Below are 14,840 nucleotides of genomic sequence, written 5' to 3'. Positions count from 1 at the left end.
GCTCCCGTTGAAATGGCCTAAAGCGCTTTAGGCCATTTCATGCCAACACCTCTCACAGAATGGGACGGTGTACCAGGCGGTCAGTCGGCCAGAAACAGCGCCTGCAGATCGTTCAGAAAATCAAACCCACGCTCGGTGGGGCGCACATGGGCCATGTCGCGGGTGATCAGGCCCTTGCGCTCGGCTTCCTCCAGCGCCTTGGCAATGGCGGTCAGGGGCAGGCCCGTGCGTTCCACAAAATCCTGCAGCGCAAAGCCCTCGCGCAGCCGCAGTGCATTGAGCATGAACTCGAACGGCAGATCGGCGCGGCGCACCTCCTCGTCCTGCGCCAGGGCGTGGCCCGCCAGTGCGTTGTCCATGTACAGGCGCGGGTCGCGAAAGCGCGTCTGGCGCACCACGCGGTGGGCAAAGCTGAGCTTGCTGTGTGCGCCCGCGCCCAGCCCCAAGTAGTCGCCAAACTGCCAGTAGTTGGTGTTGTGAAAACACGCATGGCCCGGCCGGGCGTAGGCCGAAATCTCGTAGCGTGCCAGCCCGGCTTGCGCCGTCATCTCGGTGATGCGGTCCAGCATGGCGTAGGCGTCATCGTCCGCAGGAATGGCGGGCGGAAACTTGGCGAAGTAGGTGTTGGGCTCGATGGTCAGGTGGTAGATGGAGATGTGCTGCGGCGCCAGCGCCAGCGCCGTGGCCATGTCCTGCTCCAGTTCGGGCAGCGTCTGGCCCGGCAGCGCGTACATGATGTCGAGGTTGAAGGTGTCGAAAGCGCTGGCCGCCTCCTGCACGGCGGCCAGGGCCTGGGCGCGGTCGTGCACCCGGCCCAGGGCCTGCAGGTGCCTATCGTTGAAGCTTTGCACGCCCACCGACAGGCGCGTGACACCCGCCGCGCGAAAGGCGCGGAACCGGTCTTTTTCGAAGGTACCGGGGTTGGCCTCCAGGGTGATCTCGCAATCGGCGGCCAGCGGCAGGCGCGCGCGGATGTCACCGATCAGCCGGTCGATGGACCGGGGTGAAAACAGGCTGGGCGTGCCACCGCCGATGAAGATGCTGTGCACGCTGCGCCCCCACACCAGGGGCAGCGCCGCCTCCAGGTCGGCCACCAGGGCATCCAGGTAGCGGGCCTCGGGCAACGCGCCCGCAGTGCCCGTCTCGCGCCACTCGTGCGAGTTGAAGTCGCAGTAGGGGCATTTCTTCAGACACCAGGGCAGGTGCACATACAGGGCCAGCGGCGGCAGGCTGGTGAGCTGCAGCAGCCCCGGTCGCATGTAGTGCTGGATGTCGCGCACCACGGCGGGGGCGGCATCCGTTGCAGGAAGGATGGGAATAGCCATTGAAAGCATCAAAAGTTCAGAGCACTCACGCCGCAGCCGCCGCTTGTAGCGCGAGCGGCCCTACGCGCGACCGCCGCACAAGGGCCGCCAATGCATCGGCGTACATGCGCTGGCGGTGTCCCCCTGGGGGGAAGGCGCGAAGCGACTCAGAGGGGTACTTCATACACACCAGCGCTCGCGCATCAACGCCAGCATCTGCTGTGCCGCACGGCCGCGGTGGCTGTGGGCGTTCTTGACTTCGGTGGGCAGCTCGGCAAAGGTCTGGCCAAACTCAGGGATGAACATCACGGGGTCGAAGCCGAAGCCATTGCTGCCGCGCGGCGCGCGCGTGATCTCGCCCACCACGCGGCCCACGGCAATCAGGGGCTCGGGGTCTTGCGGGCTGCGCACGGCCACCAGGGTGCTGACCATGGCTGCGCGGCGGTTGTCCTGGCCCTGCATCTGCTCCAGCAGGGCGCGCACGTTGGTGTCGTCGCCCTTCTCGTAGCCGAACTGGGTGGCGTAATAAGCCGTGTCCACACCGGGCAGGCCGCCAAAGGCGTCCACGCACAGGCCGGCGTCGTCGGCCAGCGCGGGCAGGCCGGTGTGCGCGCTGGCAAACCGCGCCTTGGCCAACGCGTTCTCGACGAAGGTGCGGTGCGGCTCTTCGGCCTCACCCACGCCCAGGTCGGCCTGGCGCACCAGCTCAATGCCCAGCGGCGCCAGCATGGCCTGCAGTTCGACCAGTTTGCCGCGGTTGTTGGAGGCAAGAACGAGTTTCATAGTAAAAATGGTCTGTAGCGCTTGTGCATGAATCGCAATTAGCTATTATTTTAATAGCGATTGTTGTTGCAGACTCACCAGTTCGGCAACACCCTTGTCGGCCAGTGCCAGCAGCTGGTCCATCTCGGCCCGGGTAAAGGCCACACCCTCTGCCGTTCCCTGCACTTCCACGAAGTGGCCCGCCCCCGTCATGACCACGTTCATGTCGGTGTCGCAGCCCACATCCTCCACATATTCCAGATCCAGCAGCGGCGTGCCCTGCACGATGCCCACCGAGATGGCGGCCACCGGCCCCAGGATGGGGCTCGCCGCGATCTTGCCGCTGGCCAGCAGCTGGCTCACGGCGTCCTGCGCCGCCACCCAGGCGCCGGTGATGGCGGCGGTGCGCGTGCCCCCGTCGGCCTGGATCACATCGCAGTCGAGCTGAATGGTGCGCTCGCCCAGCAGCCTCAGATCAAATACCGCCCGCAGCGAGCGGCCAATCAGGCGCTGTATCTCCTGTGTACGACCGCTCTGCTTGCCCTTGGCCGCCTCGCGGTCGCTGCGCCGGTGCGTGGCGCGGGGCAACATGCCGTATTCGGCGGTCACCCAGCCCTCGCCCGTGCCGCGCTGGTGCGGCGGCACTTTGTCTTCCACCGAGGCCGTGCACAGCACCTTGGTATTGCCAAACTCGATCAGCACCGAGCCCTCGGCATGCATGGTGTAGTGGCGCGTGATGCGCACGGGGCGCAGCTGGTTGGCGGCGCGGCCGTCGGTGCGGTTGAAAGTGGTCATGTGGTTTCCGGTGTCAAAAATGGGCAGAACTCCTGCATGGCCCCCAAGGCCCATGTCAACGAGCCCGTCCGTCAGACCAGGCCCCTGCAATGCACGCGGCCCAGGCCTGCAACCGCCGCGCTGGCGGTGCCCCCTATCCCGAACGGCCCCGCAAATCGGGAGAAGGGGGAAGGTGCGCAGCGACTCAGGGAGTTGTCATGCTTTGCGTGCAGCGGACTGGCGGATGGCTTCGTTGATCTCGGCAATGGATCGCTCAATGGCATCATCGTCGAGATCATCCACCAGCCCATCGAGCGGGCCGGCCTGGATGGTCGAGGCAAAAACATCGTCGCTGATGCTGTCGGTCGACACACCTTGCGTGGACTCGAAGGTGTCAGGGGTTTCCCACTCGAACGCGACCACGGTGACGTTGTCACTGCCCTCGCCTGCCTTGCGCAAAGCGTTCTCGACCAGATCGGGCACCGCATGCGACACCGTCTGCTGGCTGAGCTGGGTGGCAATGTCCTCATCGCTGAGCGAACCCCACAGGCCGTCCGAGCACAGCAAGATGCGATCACCCTGCTCCAGGTAAACGGGGCCGGTGACGTCGTAAATGGGCTTGGTGGGCGAGCCCAGGCAGGTGAACAGCACGTTGCGATTGATGCGGTCCAGCCCCGGCGGCGGGGCATTGCGCAATTCGAGGTAGGAGTGGTCGCGCGTGCGGCTCAGCAACTCTCCACCGCGCACCATGTACAGGCGCGAGTCGCCGCAATGGATCCACGAGGTGGCGCCGGCCTGCACCACGGCAGCCACCAGCGTGGTGCGCGGCGTGTCGAGCATGCCTTTGTCGGAGGCATAGCGCAGGATCTGGTGGTGGGCCGCCAGCAGGGCGGACGACAGGAACTCCTGCACATTGTCGAGCTGCGGCTTGGCTTGGCGCTGGAACAAGGACGAAATGGTTTGCAGCGCTATCTGCGCAGCCACCTCGCCCTCGGGGTGCCCGCCCATGCCGTCGGCCAGCACGAACAGGCCCGCTTCGCGCGTGTAGCAGTAACCCATGCGGTCTTCGTTCTTCTCGCGTCCCCCGCGGCGGCTGATCTGGAATACAGAGAATTTCATTTGGGTTTGGCCCCGATTCCCGTGGCTTCACCCACTTTTTGCACATTTTTCTTGGTGTCGGACACCAGGGTGTCGAGCTGCAGACGCATTTTCTCGGTCACAGAAAGCTTGGTATAGCGACGTTCACCTTCACGGCTGAGCTCTTTTTGCAGCGCAAACACCGACTGCGGGCGCGACAGCGGATCGAGCGCCATGCACCATTCCACCACCTCGATGAGGTTGTCCGAATACACGCCACGCAGCTTGGTCAGCGCCAGCGACAGGCGGTCTTTCTCGATGCGCTGGGGCGCCTCGTTGGGCGGAAAGCCCTGCATGCAGGCGTAGATGCAGGCGCCAATCGCATAAATATCGGTCCAGGGGCCCATGGACGAATCGCGCCTATACATCTCGGGCGCGGCAAAGCCGGGGGTGTACATGGGGCGGATGAAGTTGCCCTCTTTGGACAGCACCTCGCGCGCGGCGCCGAAGTCGATCATCACGGCCTTGTTGTCGTCGGTGATGAAGATGTTGGCGGGCTTGATATCCAGGTGCAGCATCTTGTGCTGGTGCACGATGCGCAGGCCGCGCAGCACCTCGTCAAACAGCGAGCGGATGGTGGACTCGCGAAACACCTTCTGCGTCTTGAGGTCGCGCGCGGTGATGATGAAATCCTGCAGGGTGGCCCCTTCCAGGTAGTTCATCACCATGTAAACGGTTTCGTTTTCACGGAAGAAGTTGAGCACGCTGACCACCGAGGCGTGCGAGATCTGAGCCAGCGCGCGGCCTTCTTCAAAGAAACTCTTGAGACCCAGGCGGTAGAGCGACAGCTTTTCGGGTGGCACCTTGGGCAGCAACTCCCCCGGGGCACGGGTGGCCAGGGAGGATGGCAGATACTCCTTGATGGCGATCTGCTGGCCTTCGGCATCCAGCGCCAGATAAACCACGCCAAAACCGCCGGAGGACAACCGGCGGACCACACGGTAGCCCCCAATGGTGGTGTCGGGAGGCAAGGGCGCCGGCTTGATTTTTGACATATTTTGCGAAGATGACGCGGGTGTAGAGCGGAACCCGGATAATCGCCGGATCGCAAGCAACCATCAAAAAGTCCAATGCCAGTTTACAGCATGACCGGATACGCCAGCGCTCAGCATGGCGCCTCTGCCACTGGCGCTGATACCGACACCCGCGCCCCCCACGGCCGCCGGCTGGGGCTTGAAATCCGATCGGTCAACAGCCGCTTTCTGGACCTGTCATTCCGGCTTCCCGACGAACTGCGCGCCCTGGAACCCGTCTTGCGCAGTCTGCTGACCGCGCAGCTCAAGCGAGGCAAGGTGGAAGTGCGTGCCGCGCTGGAAAACGACGATGGCAGCAGCCTCCAGGATCCGGCGCCGCGCCTGCTGCAACGCATCAACTCGCTGCAGGATGCCGTGAAATCCTGGCTGCCCCAGGCCGCGCCCCTGACTGTCGCGGATGCGCTGCGCCTGTGCGCCAATGCCGGCGCCGGCCCCGAGGACTGGAGTGAGGCCGTGCCCCCTCTGGCGGAAGAGGTACTCGCACAATTGCTGGCGGCACGCGCACGCGAAGGCGAGCGCCTGGCCGCCATGCTGCACGACCGGCTCGGCCAGCTGCGCAGCCTGGCGCAACAGGCGGGCCCCATGGTGCCCCTGCTGGTCGAGCAGCAACGCCAGCGTTTCATGGAACGCTGGAAAGAAGCCATGGCCCTGACCGACGGCTCCACCCTGCCAGAAGCGGCACGCGACCGCGCGCTCACCGAGGCCACGGCCTTTGCCATCCGCATCGACGTCGCAGAAGAAATCACGCGCCTGAACTCGCACCTGGACGAAATCGAGCGCTTGCTCCAAAAAGGCGGCGAAGTCGGCAAACGCCTGGATTTTCTGATCCAGGAACTGCACCGCGAAGCCAACACCCTGGGCTCCAAATCGGCAGCCCTGGACCTCACCCGCATCAGTGTCGACATGAAGGTGTTGATCGAGCAGATGCGCGAGCAAGTGCAGAATATCGAGTGATACTCATTTTTTGATAGCACCCAGCGAACATCAACCATGGATTACCCTGGAAATCTCTTTGTAGTGGCTGCTCCCAGCGGTGCTGGCAAATCCAGCCTGGTCAAGGCACTTCTCGAACTCGACTCCCACGTTCACCCATCCATTTCGCACACCACCCGTGCACCGCGCGGGCAGGAAAAACATGGCCGCGAGTACTTTTTTGCGTCAGAACCGGAGTTCGACGCCATGGTGCAGGGCAACGCCTTTGTGGAATGGGCCAGGGTGCATGGCAACCGCTATGGCACCTCCAAGAAGGCCATCGAGGAGCGCATCGCACAGGGCTCGGACGTGATCCTGGAAATCGACTTTCAGGGGGCGCTGCAGATCAAGAAAGCTTTTGCCAACGCCATCCTTGTCTTCATCCTGCCGCCCAGCTGGGAAGAGTTGCGCTCGCGCCTGGAACGGCGGGGTGAAGATTCGGCGGATGTCATTGAAGTTCGCCTCAAGAACGCAGCCATAGAGATGGCCCAAGTGAGCAAATTCGACTTCGTTATAATCAACGAGTTGTTTGAGCGCGCGCTTTTCGACCTGAAAGCCGTAGTTCACGCCCAGCGACTCAAGTACGCCGCCCAGCGCCGCGCCCGTGCTGACACCTTCCAGTCGCTCAATATCACCTGATTCCCGGAGAACACCGATGGCACGCATCACCGTAGAAGACTGTCTGGAAAAGATTCCCAATCGCTTCCAGCTCGTGCTCGCCGCCACATACCGCGCGCGCATGCTGAGCCAGGGCCATGCCCCGCGCATCGAAAGCCGCAACAAACCCGCCGTGACGGCCCTGCGCGAAATCGCCGAAGGCAAGGTTGGCCTGGAAATGCTGAAGAAGGTTCCCGGTTGATTGTTCAACCGGCACCTTGGACAAAAAGCACCGCACAGCGGTGCTTTTTTTTGCGCTATGGGCGTCTCCCGCACTGCCGCGCTACATTTAAGGCATGAACGCGGTGCTCAATTCATTTTCCGCAACGCAAATTCGGCCCGACGACAACCCCGTTTCGGGCACGGTCAGTGCGTCAGCGGCAGCCGCCAATGCAGCGGCGGCCAGTTTTGCCGCGCTCACAGACCGCCTTGATTACCTGGACCCCGCCAGCATCGAACTGGTGCGACAGGCCTACCGCTTTGCCGACGAAGCACACCTGGGCCAACTGCGCAACAGCGGCGAACCCTATATCACCCACCCGATCGCCGTGGCTGCGTTATGCGCCAGCTGGAAGCTGGACGCCCAGGCATTGATGGCGGCACTGCTGCACGACGCCATGGAAGATTGCGGCGTGACCAAGGCCGATCTGATTGACCGCTTTGGTGCCCCTGTGGCCGAACTCGTGGATGGACTCACCAAGCTCGACAAGCTTCAGTTCAATACGCGCGAGGAAAACCAGGCCGAGTCCTTCCGCAAGATGCTGCTGGCCATGGCGCGCGACGTTCGCGTGATTTTGATCAAGCTGGCAGATCGCACGCACAACATGCGCACGCTGTCCGACATGCCGCGCACCAAATGGAGCCGGATTTCCTCTGAAACGCTGGAGATCTATGCACCGATTGCCCACCGGCTGGGATTGAACCAGACGTATCGCGAGTTGCAGGACCTGGCCTTCCGGCATTTGCATCCATGGCGTTATCACACCCTCTCCAAGGCGATCAACAAGTCGCGCAACCGGCGCCGTGATCTGGTGCAGAAGGTGCAGGCGGAAGTGGATGCTGCATTTTCCCGCATTGGCATGTCGGTTCGCCTGGCAGGGCGCGAGAAAACGCTGTATGCCATCTACCAGAAGATGGATCTCAAGCATCTGAGCTTTGCACAGGTTACGGACATCTATGGCTTTCGGGTGATTGTCCCCAACGTCACGGACTGCTACACGGCCCTGGGCATCCTGCACCAGATGTACAAGCCGGTGCCCGGAAAGTTCAAAGACCACATTGCCATTCCCAAGCTCAATGGCTACCAGTCACTGCACACCACCCTGGTGGGCCCTTCGGGCGTGAACATCGAGTTCCAGATGCGCACGGACGAAATGCACGTGGTTGCGGAGGCAGGCGTTGCGGCACACTGGCTTTACAAGGCCCAGGACAGCGACGGCAACGCGGCCGAGCGCCTGGGCACGAAGTGGCTTCAATCGCTGCTGGATATTCAGAATGAAACCCGTGATGCCGCCGAGTTCTGGGATCACGTCAAGGTCGACCTGTTCCCGGATGCCGTGTATGTCTTCACGCCCAAAAGCCAGATCATGGCCATGCCACGGGGCGCGACCGTTGTCGATTTCGCTTATGCCATCCATAGCAACGTGGGTGACCGCACCACTGCGGGCAAGATCAACAATGAATTGGTGCCGCTGCGCACCGAGCTGAAAAATGGCGATGTGGTGGAAATCATCACGGCCCCCGTCTCTACACCCAATCCGGCATGGCTCGGATTTGTACGAACGGGCCGTGCACGCTCCAAGATACGTCACTATCTCAAGACCCTGGCGCAGACAGAATCGGAAAGCCTGGGCGAGAAGTTGCTGACCCAGGCCCTGCGTGCCGAAGGCCTGGTGAGCCTCCCACCCATGGATGCCGAAACCCAGCCCATGTGGGACAAGTTGCTGCGCTTCACCGGAAACCGTACGCGCAATGAGCTGATGACAGACCTGGGCCTCGGCAAGCGCATCGCCAGCATTGTGGCCAAGCGCCTCATGGTTCTGATGTCGGAGCATGGACACCGGCCCGATGCGCTGCTCATGACCCGCGAACGCTATACATCCCATGAAACATTGTCTCAGGGTGCGGTGACGCTGGATGGCAGCGAAAATGCTTCAGTCCAGTACGCACACTGTTGCCGCCCCGTCCCCGGGGACAGCATTGTCGGATACCTCGGCCGCGGAGAGGGTCTGGTGGTTCACAATGCGCATTGCAGCGTAGCCAAACGGCTGCAGCACAAGGACAGCGAACGCTTTATCGCCGTGGACTGGTCAGACGAACCCGCTCGCATGTTTGAGACGGGAGTGGTGGTTACTGTAAGCAACGGCAAAGGTGTGCTGGCACGCGTGGCCGCAGAACTCGCCAATTCGGAAGCCGATATCACCCACGTGGACATGGACGACGAGGCAGCGCTGGACACCACAGATCTGCGCTTCGTGGTGGCGGTGCGGGATCAAGCCCATCTCGAAACAGCATTGCGGGGCCTGCGGCGCACACAGGCCGTGATTCGAGCGTCTCGCGTCATCCCGCAGGCCTGATGAAACAACGGAACATCGGCAATACAGTGTCAGATCCCCTTTTGCACTGGTTTGCCGGGGTACCGAACGTCCAGCACTTCCAGGCGATGCAAGCCGCTCGGTGCGGCCAGTGAAATTTCGTCACCCACCCTGGACTTCAGGAGCGCACGCGCTACCGGGGATATCCAGCTGACCTGACCACGTTTGCCATCGGCCTCATCAATCCCCAGGATGGTGACAGTACGCTCCACACTGCCATCTTCCAGGTACGTAACGGTTGCACCAAAAAACACCTGGTCGCCTCCTTGGTGGATGGCTGGATCCACGATCTCAGCGATCTCCAGGCGTTTGGTCAGAAACCTGATACGCCGGTCAATTTCGCGCAACCGCTTCTTGCCATAGAGATAGTCCCCGTTCTCGGAACGATCGCCATTGCTGGCAGCCCAGTGAACGATGTCCACGATCTTGGGGCGCTCGGTGTCGATCAACGCCAAGAGCTCCGACCGCAGTCGAGCGTAACCTTGCGGGGTGATGTAGTTTTTTCCACCGACCGGAAGCGGTGGTGAAGTCAGATCACCATCGTCGTCGGCATCCGCTTCCTTGGTAAAGGCTTTGCTCATGGCTGCATCTTGCCCGAAAGAAGAAAAGCAATCGGCAAATGAAAAAGCCTGCAACTTTTCAGTTGCAGGCTTTAAACATTGGTGCGGCTGGCAGGAATCGAACCCACGACCCCTTGGTTCGTAGCCAAGTACTCTATCCAGCTGAGCTACAGCCGCTAAGCTTTGAATTATAGCATGAAAATCAGATTTATCTGAACTTCACACTATTTTTGACAACCACTCACAGCATCATCTGCTGTCAGTGTTCGCTCATTCAAATCACAGCTGCGATTGTAATGCAACCGGAAGGGTCCCTCCCCCAGATTCATGAACTTTCTCATACAAGAAAGCTTGGGTCGAGGCCTTGCCAGACTCCACGGTGATCAGACTTTGCCCGGCCTTGATGGTGTCGCCGGGTTGAACCAGCACTTCGATGATGGCCACTTCGTCGATGTCGCCAATGTCCGGGACCCTCACTTCTACGATGCTCATGCTTTCACTCCCATGTCGGCCAGGGCGCGCGCCACGATGCTTTCCGCATCGACCTTGAAGAAAGAGCGCAAGGCCGCGCGCGTGTCGCTACGGCCAAAGCCGTCGGTGCCCAGCGTGCTGTAGCGCCGGCCCTGCGGCATGAAGGCGCGCACGCTCTCGGGCACGGCGCGCACGTAGTCGGTGGCGGCCACAATGGAGCCTGCGCTGGCGGCCAGCAATTGCGCCACATAGGCATCAGCTCCGTGGGCCTCCTGCGCCATGCCGTCGCGCGCCAGCTCGCTCCAGCTGGTGATGCTGAACACGTCCACGCCAATGTTGTGGTCAGCCAGCTGCTGGGCGGCCTGAACCACTTCGGTGACGATGGCACCCGAGCCCAGCAAGGTGACGCGCTCGCCACCCTGTGGCCCGTAGCTGCCGAAGTGGTAGCCACCGCGCAGCACGCCCCCGGCCGCGCCTTCTGGCAGGTCGGGGTTGGCGTAGTTCTCGTTCATGAGCGTGACGTAATAGAACACGTCCTGCTGCTCGACCAGCATCTCGCGCATGCCCGCGTCGATGATCACGGCCAGCTCTCCCGCAAACGCCGGGTCGTAGGCCTTGCAGTTGGGAATGGTGGCAGCCACCAGGTGGCTGCTGCCGTCCTGGTGCTGCAGACCTTCGCCGCTTAACGTGGTGCGGCCCGATGTGGCCCCCAGCAGGAAGCCGCGTGCGCGCTGGTCGGCAGCGGCCCAGATGGCGTCGCCCACGCGCTGGAAGCCGAACATGGAGTAGTAGATGTAAAACGGCAGCATGGCCAGGCCGTGCACGCTGTAGCTGGTGGCTGCAGCCGTCCAGCTGGCGATGGCACCGGCCTCGCTGATGCCTTCTTCCAGGATCTGGCCTTCCAGCGCCTCGCGGTACGAGAGCACCGAGCCGATATCTTCGGGCGCGTAGCGCTGGCCGACGCTGCTGTAGATGCCAACCTGCTTGAACAGGTTGGCCATGCCGAAGGTGCGCGCCTCGTCGGCCACGATGGGCACGATGCGCGGGCCCAGCTCCTGCTCCTTGAGCAGAGTGCCGAGCATGCGCACGAAGGCCATGGTGGTGCTCATCTCCTTGCCATCTGCCTTGAGCGCGAACTGCGCGTAGCGGTCGATCGCGGGTACCGGCACCACGGTGCACGCGGTCTCGCGCTGCGGCAGGGCACCGCCCAGCGCCGCGCGGTGCTCGCGCAGGTAGTGCATTTCGGGGCTGTCATCCGCGGGCTTGAAGAATTCCAGCCCCTTGGCCTGCTCGTCGGTAAGTGGCAGATTGAAGCGGTTGCGAAATTCGATCAGATCGGTCTCGTCCAGCTTTTTCTGGCTGTGCGTGGTCATCTTGCCCTGGCCCGCGCTGCCCATGCCGTAGCCTTTTTTGGTTTGCGCCAGGATGACGGTGGGCTGGCCGGTGTGGGCCGAAGCAGCCGCATAGGCGGCGTGGATCTTCACCAGGTCGTGACCGCCGCGCTTGAGACGATCGATCTGCTCGTCGGTCATGCCCTGGGCCAGCGCTGCCAGCTCGGGGTTCTGGCCAAAGAAGTTGTCGCGGTTGAAGCGGCCATCCTTGGCGGCAAAGGTCTGCATCTGTCCGTCCACCGTATTGGCAAAGGCGCGCACCAGGGCTCCGGTGGTGTCGCGTGCGAACAGGCCGTCCCAGTCGCTGCCCCAGACCAGCTTGATCACATCCCAGCCCGCGCCGGCAAAGAGCTTTTCCAGCTCGTCGATGATGCGGCCGTTGCCCCGCACCGGACCGTCCAGGCGCTGCAGGTTGCAGTTGACCACCCAGACCAGGTTGTCGAGCTTCTCGCGCGCGGCCAGCGTGAGCGCGCTCATGCTCTCGGGCTCGTCCATCTCGCCGTCGCCGAAAACGCCCCAGACTTTGCGTGCACCGCAATCGAGCAACTGGCGGTGCGTGAGGTAGCGCATGAAGCGCGCGTGGTAGATGGAGCTGATCGGACCGATGCCCATGGAGCCGGTGGGGAACTGCCAGAAGTCGGGCATCAGCCACGGGTGCGGGTAGCTGGAGAGGCCGCGCGCACCGCTCTCAGGCGCGGTGATCTCCTGGCGGTAGTGCATCAGATCGGCCTCGCTCAGACGGCCTTCGAGGTACGCGCGGGCGTACACACCGGGCGCGCTGTGCGGCTGGAAGAACACGAGGTCACCGCCGTGCGTGGCGTTGCGCGCATGGAAGAAGTGGTTGAAACCGGTCTCGAACAGATCGGCCGCGCTGGCGTAGCTGGCGATGTGGCCGCCGAGTTCGCCGTAGGCCTGGTTGGCGCGCACCACCATGGCCAGCGCGTTCCAGCGCATCAGCGAGGCCAGGCGCTCCTCGATGGCAAGGTCGCCGGGGAACACCGGCTGCTGCTCAACCCCGATGGTGTTGATGTAAGGCGTGTTCAGCTCGGGCTGCCAGCCTATGCGCTGCGTGCGTGCCAGGCGGGCCAGTTCATCCAGGATCTGTCGCACGCGTGCCGAACCTTCGGTGGCGGCCAGCGACAGCAAGGCATCGCGCCACTCCTGGGTTTCTGTTGGATTGGTGTCCGCCGCAGTCAGCTGGGTGAAATGGCTCTGCTGGGTCATGTCGTTCATGGCAAGGGTCTCCCGAGAAGATCAAGACTGTAGGGATCAATGGCAGGCAGTTGATGTTGAACTGCGATCTATAAAATCAAAAAAAGGCACAAAACACTGCCAGTACCATGAATCAAAGCACAAATCACTTCGATGCTACCGATCTGAAGATTCTGTCCGAGCTTCAGGCTGACGCCAGCCTGTCCAATGTCGAGTTGGCCCGCCGGGTTCACTTGTCGCCCTCTCCCTGTCTGGCCCGCGTGCGGGCGCTGGAAGCACGGGGGTTGATCCGGCAATACGTGGCGTTGCTCGACGCGCAACAGCTGGGGCTGCATCTGAACGTGTTCATCTCCATCAGCCTCAAGCAGCAGAGCCGCCAGACTCTGCAGGAATTTGAAGAACGCATCACCATCCGTGATGAGGTAATGGAGTGCTACCTCATGACGGGGGATGCCGACTACCTGTTGCGTGTGGCCGTGCCTGACATGCCTACGCTGGAGAGCTTCATCCTGGAACAGCTCTCGCCCATTGCCCAGGTAGAGAAAATCCGCTCCAGTTTTGCACTCAAGCAGGTACGCTACAAAACTGCGTTGCCACTGCACAATTTGTAGCCGGGGGCTTCGCGGGGTGCCATAACGAAAAAACCCCAGATGGTGAGGGCTGGGGTTTTGTTTTGGTAGGACGCCCGTGAGTCGAACACGGCACCAATAGATTATGAGTCTACTGCTCTAACCAAGCATGAGCTAGCGTCCCGAAATTTTTGGCTTTGTTACTTGGCTATTACACGGTGGCTTCGCTTTCGCAACACCCCCGTGCAAGCTGTTGATTTTATTGAGCTTATTGCCCCACCTCAACATCTTGAACGATGTATTATGAGACCCCTGCTCGAACCAACTGAGCTAACGCCCCTCGCGCCAACGCTGAAGCAGACGGGGCACTGCAAGTATTGTAGGGTGTTTATTTGCGGTAGCTGAGCGCGTTGGACACCAGCTTGGAAGTGATGTCCACGATCTGAATCATCCGGTCATAGGGCATGCGGGTGGGGCCAATCACCCCCAGCGTACCCACCACTCTGCCATCCACTTCGTAAGGTGCGCTAACAATCGAAAGCTCTTCGAACGGCACAACCTGGCTCTCTCCGCCGATGTAGATACGGACGCCCTCTGCCTGGCTGGAGATGTCCAGAAGGCGAAGTATCTGGGTTTTCTGCTCGAACAAATCGAAGGCCCTGCGAAGATTGCCCATGTCGCTAGAGAAATCGCTCACTGCCAGCAGGTTTCTTTCGCCAGAAATGACGACTTCATCCTGGGCTTCGGAAAGGGCTTCCGAACTGATGTTGACCGCAGCCTGCATCAATGAAGCGATCTCCCCTCGCAGCATGTCCACCTCCGATTTGAGCTTTTCACGGACTTGCTCCATGGCCAAACCGGCATAGTGGGCATTCAGGAAGTTGGCGGCCTCGATCAACTGCGACTGTGAATAGTCCACCTCGGTGAAGATGACACGGTTTTGCACATCGCCCTCCGGTGAAACAATGATCACCAGCAACCGGCGCTCCGAAAGTCGAAGAAATTCGATATGGCGGAACACGGAGGTGCGCCGCGGCGCCATCACGACGCCCACAAACTGGGAGAGGTTCGACAAAAGGTGCGCCGCATTGGCAATCACTTTTTGCGGCTGCTCTGGCGCCAGTTGTGGCGGCGTCAGGGGGTCCCGCTGCACCGTCAGCATGGTGTCCACAAACAGGCGGTAGCCACGCGCCGTGGGGATCCTTCCAGCGGACGTATGGGGGCTTGCGATCAACCCCAGTTCCTCCAGATCCGCCATGACATTGCGTATCGTTGCCGGGGACAGCTCCAACCCGGAAGCGCGCGACAGGGTGCGAGAACCCACAGGCTGCCCATCGGCGATGTAGCGCTCGACCAGCGCTTTCAGCAACAACTTGGCACGGTCATCGAGCATGGAATGATTT

The 14,840-nt window shown here is 61.8% G+C and carries 13 protein-coding genes, 2 tRNA genes and 1 pseudogene; 5 read left to right on the top strand and 11 right to left on the bottom strand.

Annotation, left to right across the window (positions count from 1 at the left end; genetic code table 11):
- Nucleotides 1–80: 80 nt before the first annotated feature.
- From hemW to BLW02_RS12770, 5 genes are all read right to left on the bottom strand, one after another.
- Entirely contained in the window at nucleotides 81–1,325 is a 1,245-nt protein-coding gene (gene hemW / locus BLW02_RS12790; RefSeq protein WP_092699164.1) for a radical SAM family heme chaperone HemW, read from the bottom strand.
- 159 nt (nucleotides 1,326–1,484) lie between these two features.
- The gene (rdgB, locus tag BLW02_RS12785; RefSeq protein WP_092699162.1) at nucleotides 1,485–2,087 is read right to left on the bottom strand and encodes an RdgB/HAM1 family non-canonical purine NTP pyrophosphatase; all 603 of its coding nucleotides are present in this window, start codon (nucleotides 2,085–2,087) and stop codon (nucleotides 1,485–1,487) included.
- Between the two features lie 45 nt (nucleotides 2,088–2,132).
- Complete coding sequence (gene rph, locus BLW02_RS12780) at nucleotides 2,133–2,861, bottom strand: ribonuclease PH (RefSeq protein WP_092699160.1); 729 nt, start codon at nucleotides 2,859–2,861, stop codon at nucleotides 2,133–2,135.
- A gap of 195 nt (nucleotides 2,862–3,056) precedes the next feature.
- Complete coding sequence (locus BLW02_RS12775) at nucleotides 3,057–3,959, bottom strand: PP2C family protein-serine/threonine phosphatase (protein WP_092699158.1); 903 nt, start codon at nucleotides 3,957–3,959, stop codon at nucleotides 3,057–3,059.
- Nucleotides 3,956–4,972 (bottom strand): serine/threonine protein kinase, encoded by a 1,017-nt coding sequence (locus BLW02_RS12770; protein ID WP_092699156.1) that lies wholly within the window; start codon nucleotides 4,970–4,972, stop codon nucleotides 3,956–3,958. The genes BLW02_RS12775 and BLW02_RS12770 overlap by 4 nt, the downstream gene beginning before the upstream one ends.
- 75 nt (nucleotides 4,973–5,047) lie before the next feature.
- On the opposite strand from BLW02_RS12770, the gene BLW02_RS12765 reads away from it, so the two are divergent.
- The 4 genes from BLW02_RS12765 (at nucleotide 5,048) to BLW02_RS12750 (ending at nucleotide 9,216) form a co-directional block, all read left to right on the top strand.
- Nucleotides 5,048–5,965, top strand: a complete 918-nt coding sequence (locus BLW02_RS12765) for a YicC/YloC family endoribonuclease (RefSeq protein ID WP_208859730.1) — start codon at nucleotides 5,048–5,050, stop codon at nucleotides 5,963–5,965.
- A gap of 36 nt (nucleotides 5,966–6,001) precedes the next feature.
- Nucleotides 6,002–6,622, top strand: a complete 621-nt coding sequence (gene gmk, locus BLW02_RS12760; protein WP_092699152.1) for a guanylate kinase — start codon at nucleotides 6,002–6,004, stop codon at nucleotides 6,620–6,622.
- Nucleotides 6,623–6,638: 16 nt separating this feature from the next.
- Nucleotides 6,639–6,842, top strand: a complete 204-nt coding sequence (gene rpoZ, locus BLW02_RS12755; protein WP_005794722.1) for a DNA-directed RNA polymerase subunit omega — start codon at nucleotides 6,639–6,641, stop codon at nucleotides 6,840–6,842.
- Between the two features lie 94 nt (nucleotides 6,843–6,936).
- Nucleotides 6,937–9,216 carry a RelA/SpoT family protein gene (locus tag BLW02_RS12750; protein ID WP_092699150.1) on the top strand — a complete coding sequence of 760 codons (2,280 nt, stop codon included), beginning with the start codon at nucleotides 6,937–6,939 and terminating at the stop codon, nucleotides 9,214–9,216.
- Nucleotides 9,217–9,245: 29 nt separating this feature from the next.
- On the opposite strand, the gene greB is transcribed toward BLW02_RS12750, so the two are convergent.
- The 4 genes and pseudogenes from greB to mdeB all read right to left on the bottom strand — a co-directional run bounded on the left by greB (nucleotide 9,246) and on the right by mdeB (nucleotide 12,889).
- The gene (greB, locus tag BLW02_RS12745) at nucleotides 9,246–9,815 is read right to left on the bottom strand and encodes a transcription elongation factor GreB (protein WP_092699148.1); all 570 of its coding nucleotides are present in this window, start codon (nucleotides 9,813–9,815) and stop codon (nucleotides 9,246–9,248) included.
- Between the two features lie 79 nt (nucleotides 9,816–9,894).
- A tRNA-Arg gene (locus BLW02_RS12740) sits at nucleotides 9,895–9,971 on the bottom strand.
- A 174-nt stretch (nucleotides 9,972–10,145) separates the two neighbouring features.
- A pseudogene (locus BLW02_RS12735) lies at nucleotides 10,146–10,286 on the bottom strand (biotin/lipoyl-containing protein); the annotation flags it as partial.
- Nucleotides 10,283–12,889 carry an alpha-ketoglutarate dehydrogenase gene (gene mdeB / locus BLW02_RS12730; protein WP_244273686.1) on the bottom strand — a complete coding sequence of 869 codons (2,607 nt, stop codon included), beginning with the start codon at nucleotides 12,887–12,889 and terminating at the stop codon, nucleotides 10,283–10,285. The gene mdeB and the pseudogene BLW02_RS12735, both read right to left, overlap by 4 nt.
- A gap of 107 nt (nucleotides 12,890–12,996) precedes the next feature.
- Here mdeB and BLW02_RS12725 point away from each other — a divergent pair, with 107 nt between their 5' ends.
- The gene (locus BLW02_RS12725; protein ID WP_092699144.1) at nucleotides 12,997–13,479 is read left to right on the top strand and encodes an Lrp/AsnC family transcriptional regulator; all 483 of its coding nucleotides are present in this window, start codon (nucleotides 12,997–12,999) and stop codon (nucleotides 13,477–13,479) included.
- Between the two features lie 63 nt (nucleotides 13,480–13,542).
- Here the strand turns inward: BLW02_RS12725 and BLW02_RS12720 are convergent.
- Nucleotides 13,543–13,621, bottom strand: a tRNA-Ile gene (locus tag BLW02_RS12720).
- 204 nt (nucleotides 13,622–13,825) lie between these two features.
- On the bottom strand, nucleotides 13,826–14,830 hold the full coding sequence (gene hrcA, locus BLW02_RS12715) for a heat-inducible transcriptional repressor HrcA (RefSeq protein WP_092699142.1): 1,005 nt from the start codon (nucleotides 14,828–14,830) through the stop codon (nucleotides 13,826–13,828).
- Between the last annotated feature and the right edge of the window lie 10 nt (nucleotides 14,831–14,840).

Source organism: Acidovorax soli (assembly GCF_900107605.1).
In the GTDB taxonomy this organism is placed as follows: Bacteria; Pseudomonadota; Gammaproteobacteria; order Burkholderiales; family Burkholderiaceae_C; genus Acidovorax; species Acidovorax soli.
The sequence above is the reverse complement of the archived record's forward strand: the minus strand, read 5'-3'. Positions and strand labels throughout refer to the sequence as shown.

Excerpts from the sequence above, each read along its gene's own strand:
- hemW (WP_092699164.1), bottom strand. The coding sequence starts at position 1,325 with ATGGCTATTCCCATCCTTCCTGCAACGGATGCCGCCCCCGCCGTGGTG.
- rdgB (WP_092699162.1), bottom strand. The coding sequence starts at position 2,087 with ATGAAACTCGTTCTTGCCTCCAACAACCGCGGCAAACTGGTCGAACTG.
- rph (WP_092699160.1), bottom strand. The coding sequence starts at position 2,861 with ATGACCACTTTCAACCGCACCGACGGCCGCGCCGCCAACCAGCTGCGC.
- BLW02_RS12775 (WP_092699158.1), bottom strand. The coding sequence starts at position 3,959 with ATGAAATTCTCTGTATTCCAGATCAGCCGCCGCGGGGGACGCGAGAAG.
- BLW02_RS12770 (WP_092699156.1), bottom strand. The coding sequence starts at position 4,972 with ATGTCAAAAATCAAGCCGGCGCCCTTGCCTCCCGACACCACCATTGGG.
- BLW02_RS12765 (WP_208859730.1), top strand. The coding sequence starts at position 5,048 with ATGCCAGTTTACAGCATGACCGGATACGCCAGCGCTCAGCATGGCGCC.
- gmk (WP_092699152.1), top strand. The coding sequence starts at position 6,002 with ATGGATTACCCTGGAAATCTCTTTGTAGTGGCTGCTCCCAGCGGTGCT.
- rpoZ (WP_005794722.1), top strand. The coding sequence starts at position 6,639 with ATGGCACGCATCACCGTAGAAGACTGTCTGGAAAAGATTCCCAATCGC.
- BLW02_RS12750 (WP_092699150.1), top strand. The coding sequence starts at position 6,937 with ATGAACGCGGTGCTCAATTCATTTTCCGCAACGCAAATTCGGCCCGAC.
- greB (WP_092699148.1), bottom strand. The coding sequence starts at position 9,815 with ATGAGCAAAGCCTTTACCAAGGAAGCGGATGCCGACGACGATGGTGAT.
- mdeB (WP_244273686.1), bottom strand. The coding sequence starts at position 12,889 with ATGAACGACATGACCCAGCAGAGCCATTTCACCCAGCTGACTGCGGCG.
- BLW02_RS12725 (WP_092699144.1), top strand. The coding sequence starts at position 12,997 with ATGAATCAAAGCACAAATCACTTCGATGCTACCGATCTGAAGATTCTG.
- hrcA (WP_092699142.1), bottom strand. The coding sequence starts at position 14,830 with ATGCTCGATGACCGTGCCAAGTTGTTGCTGAAAGCGCTGGTCGAGCGC.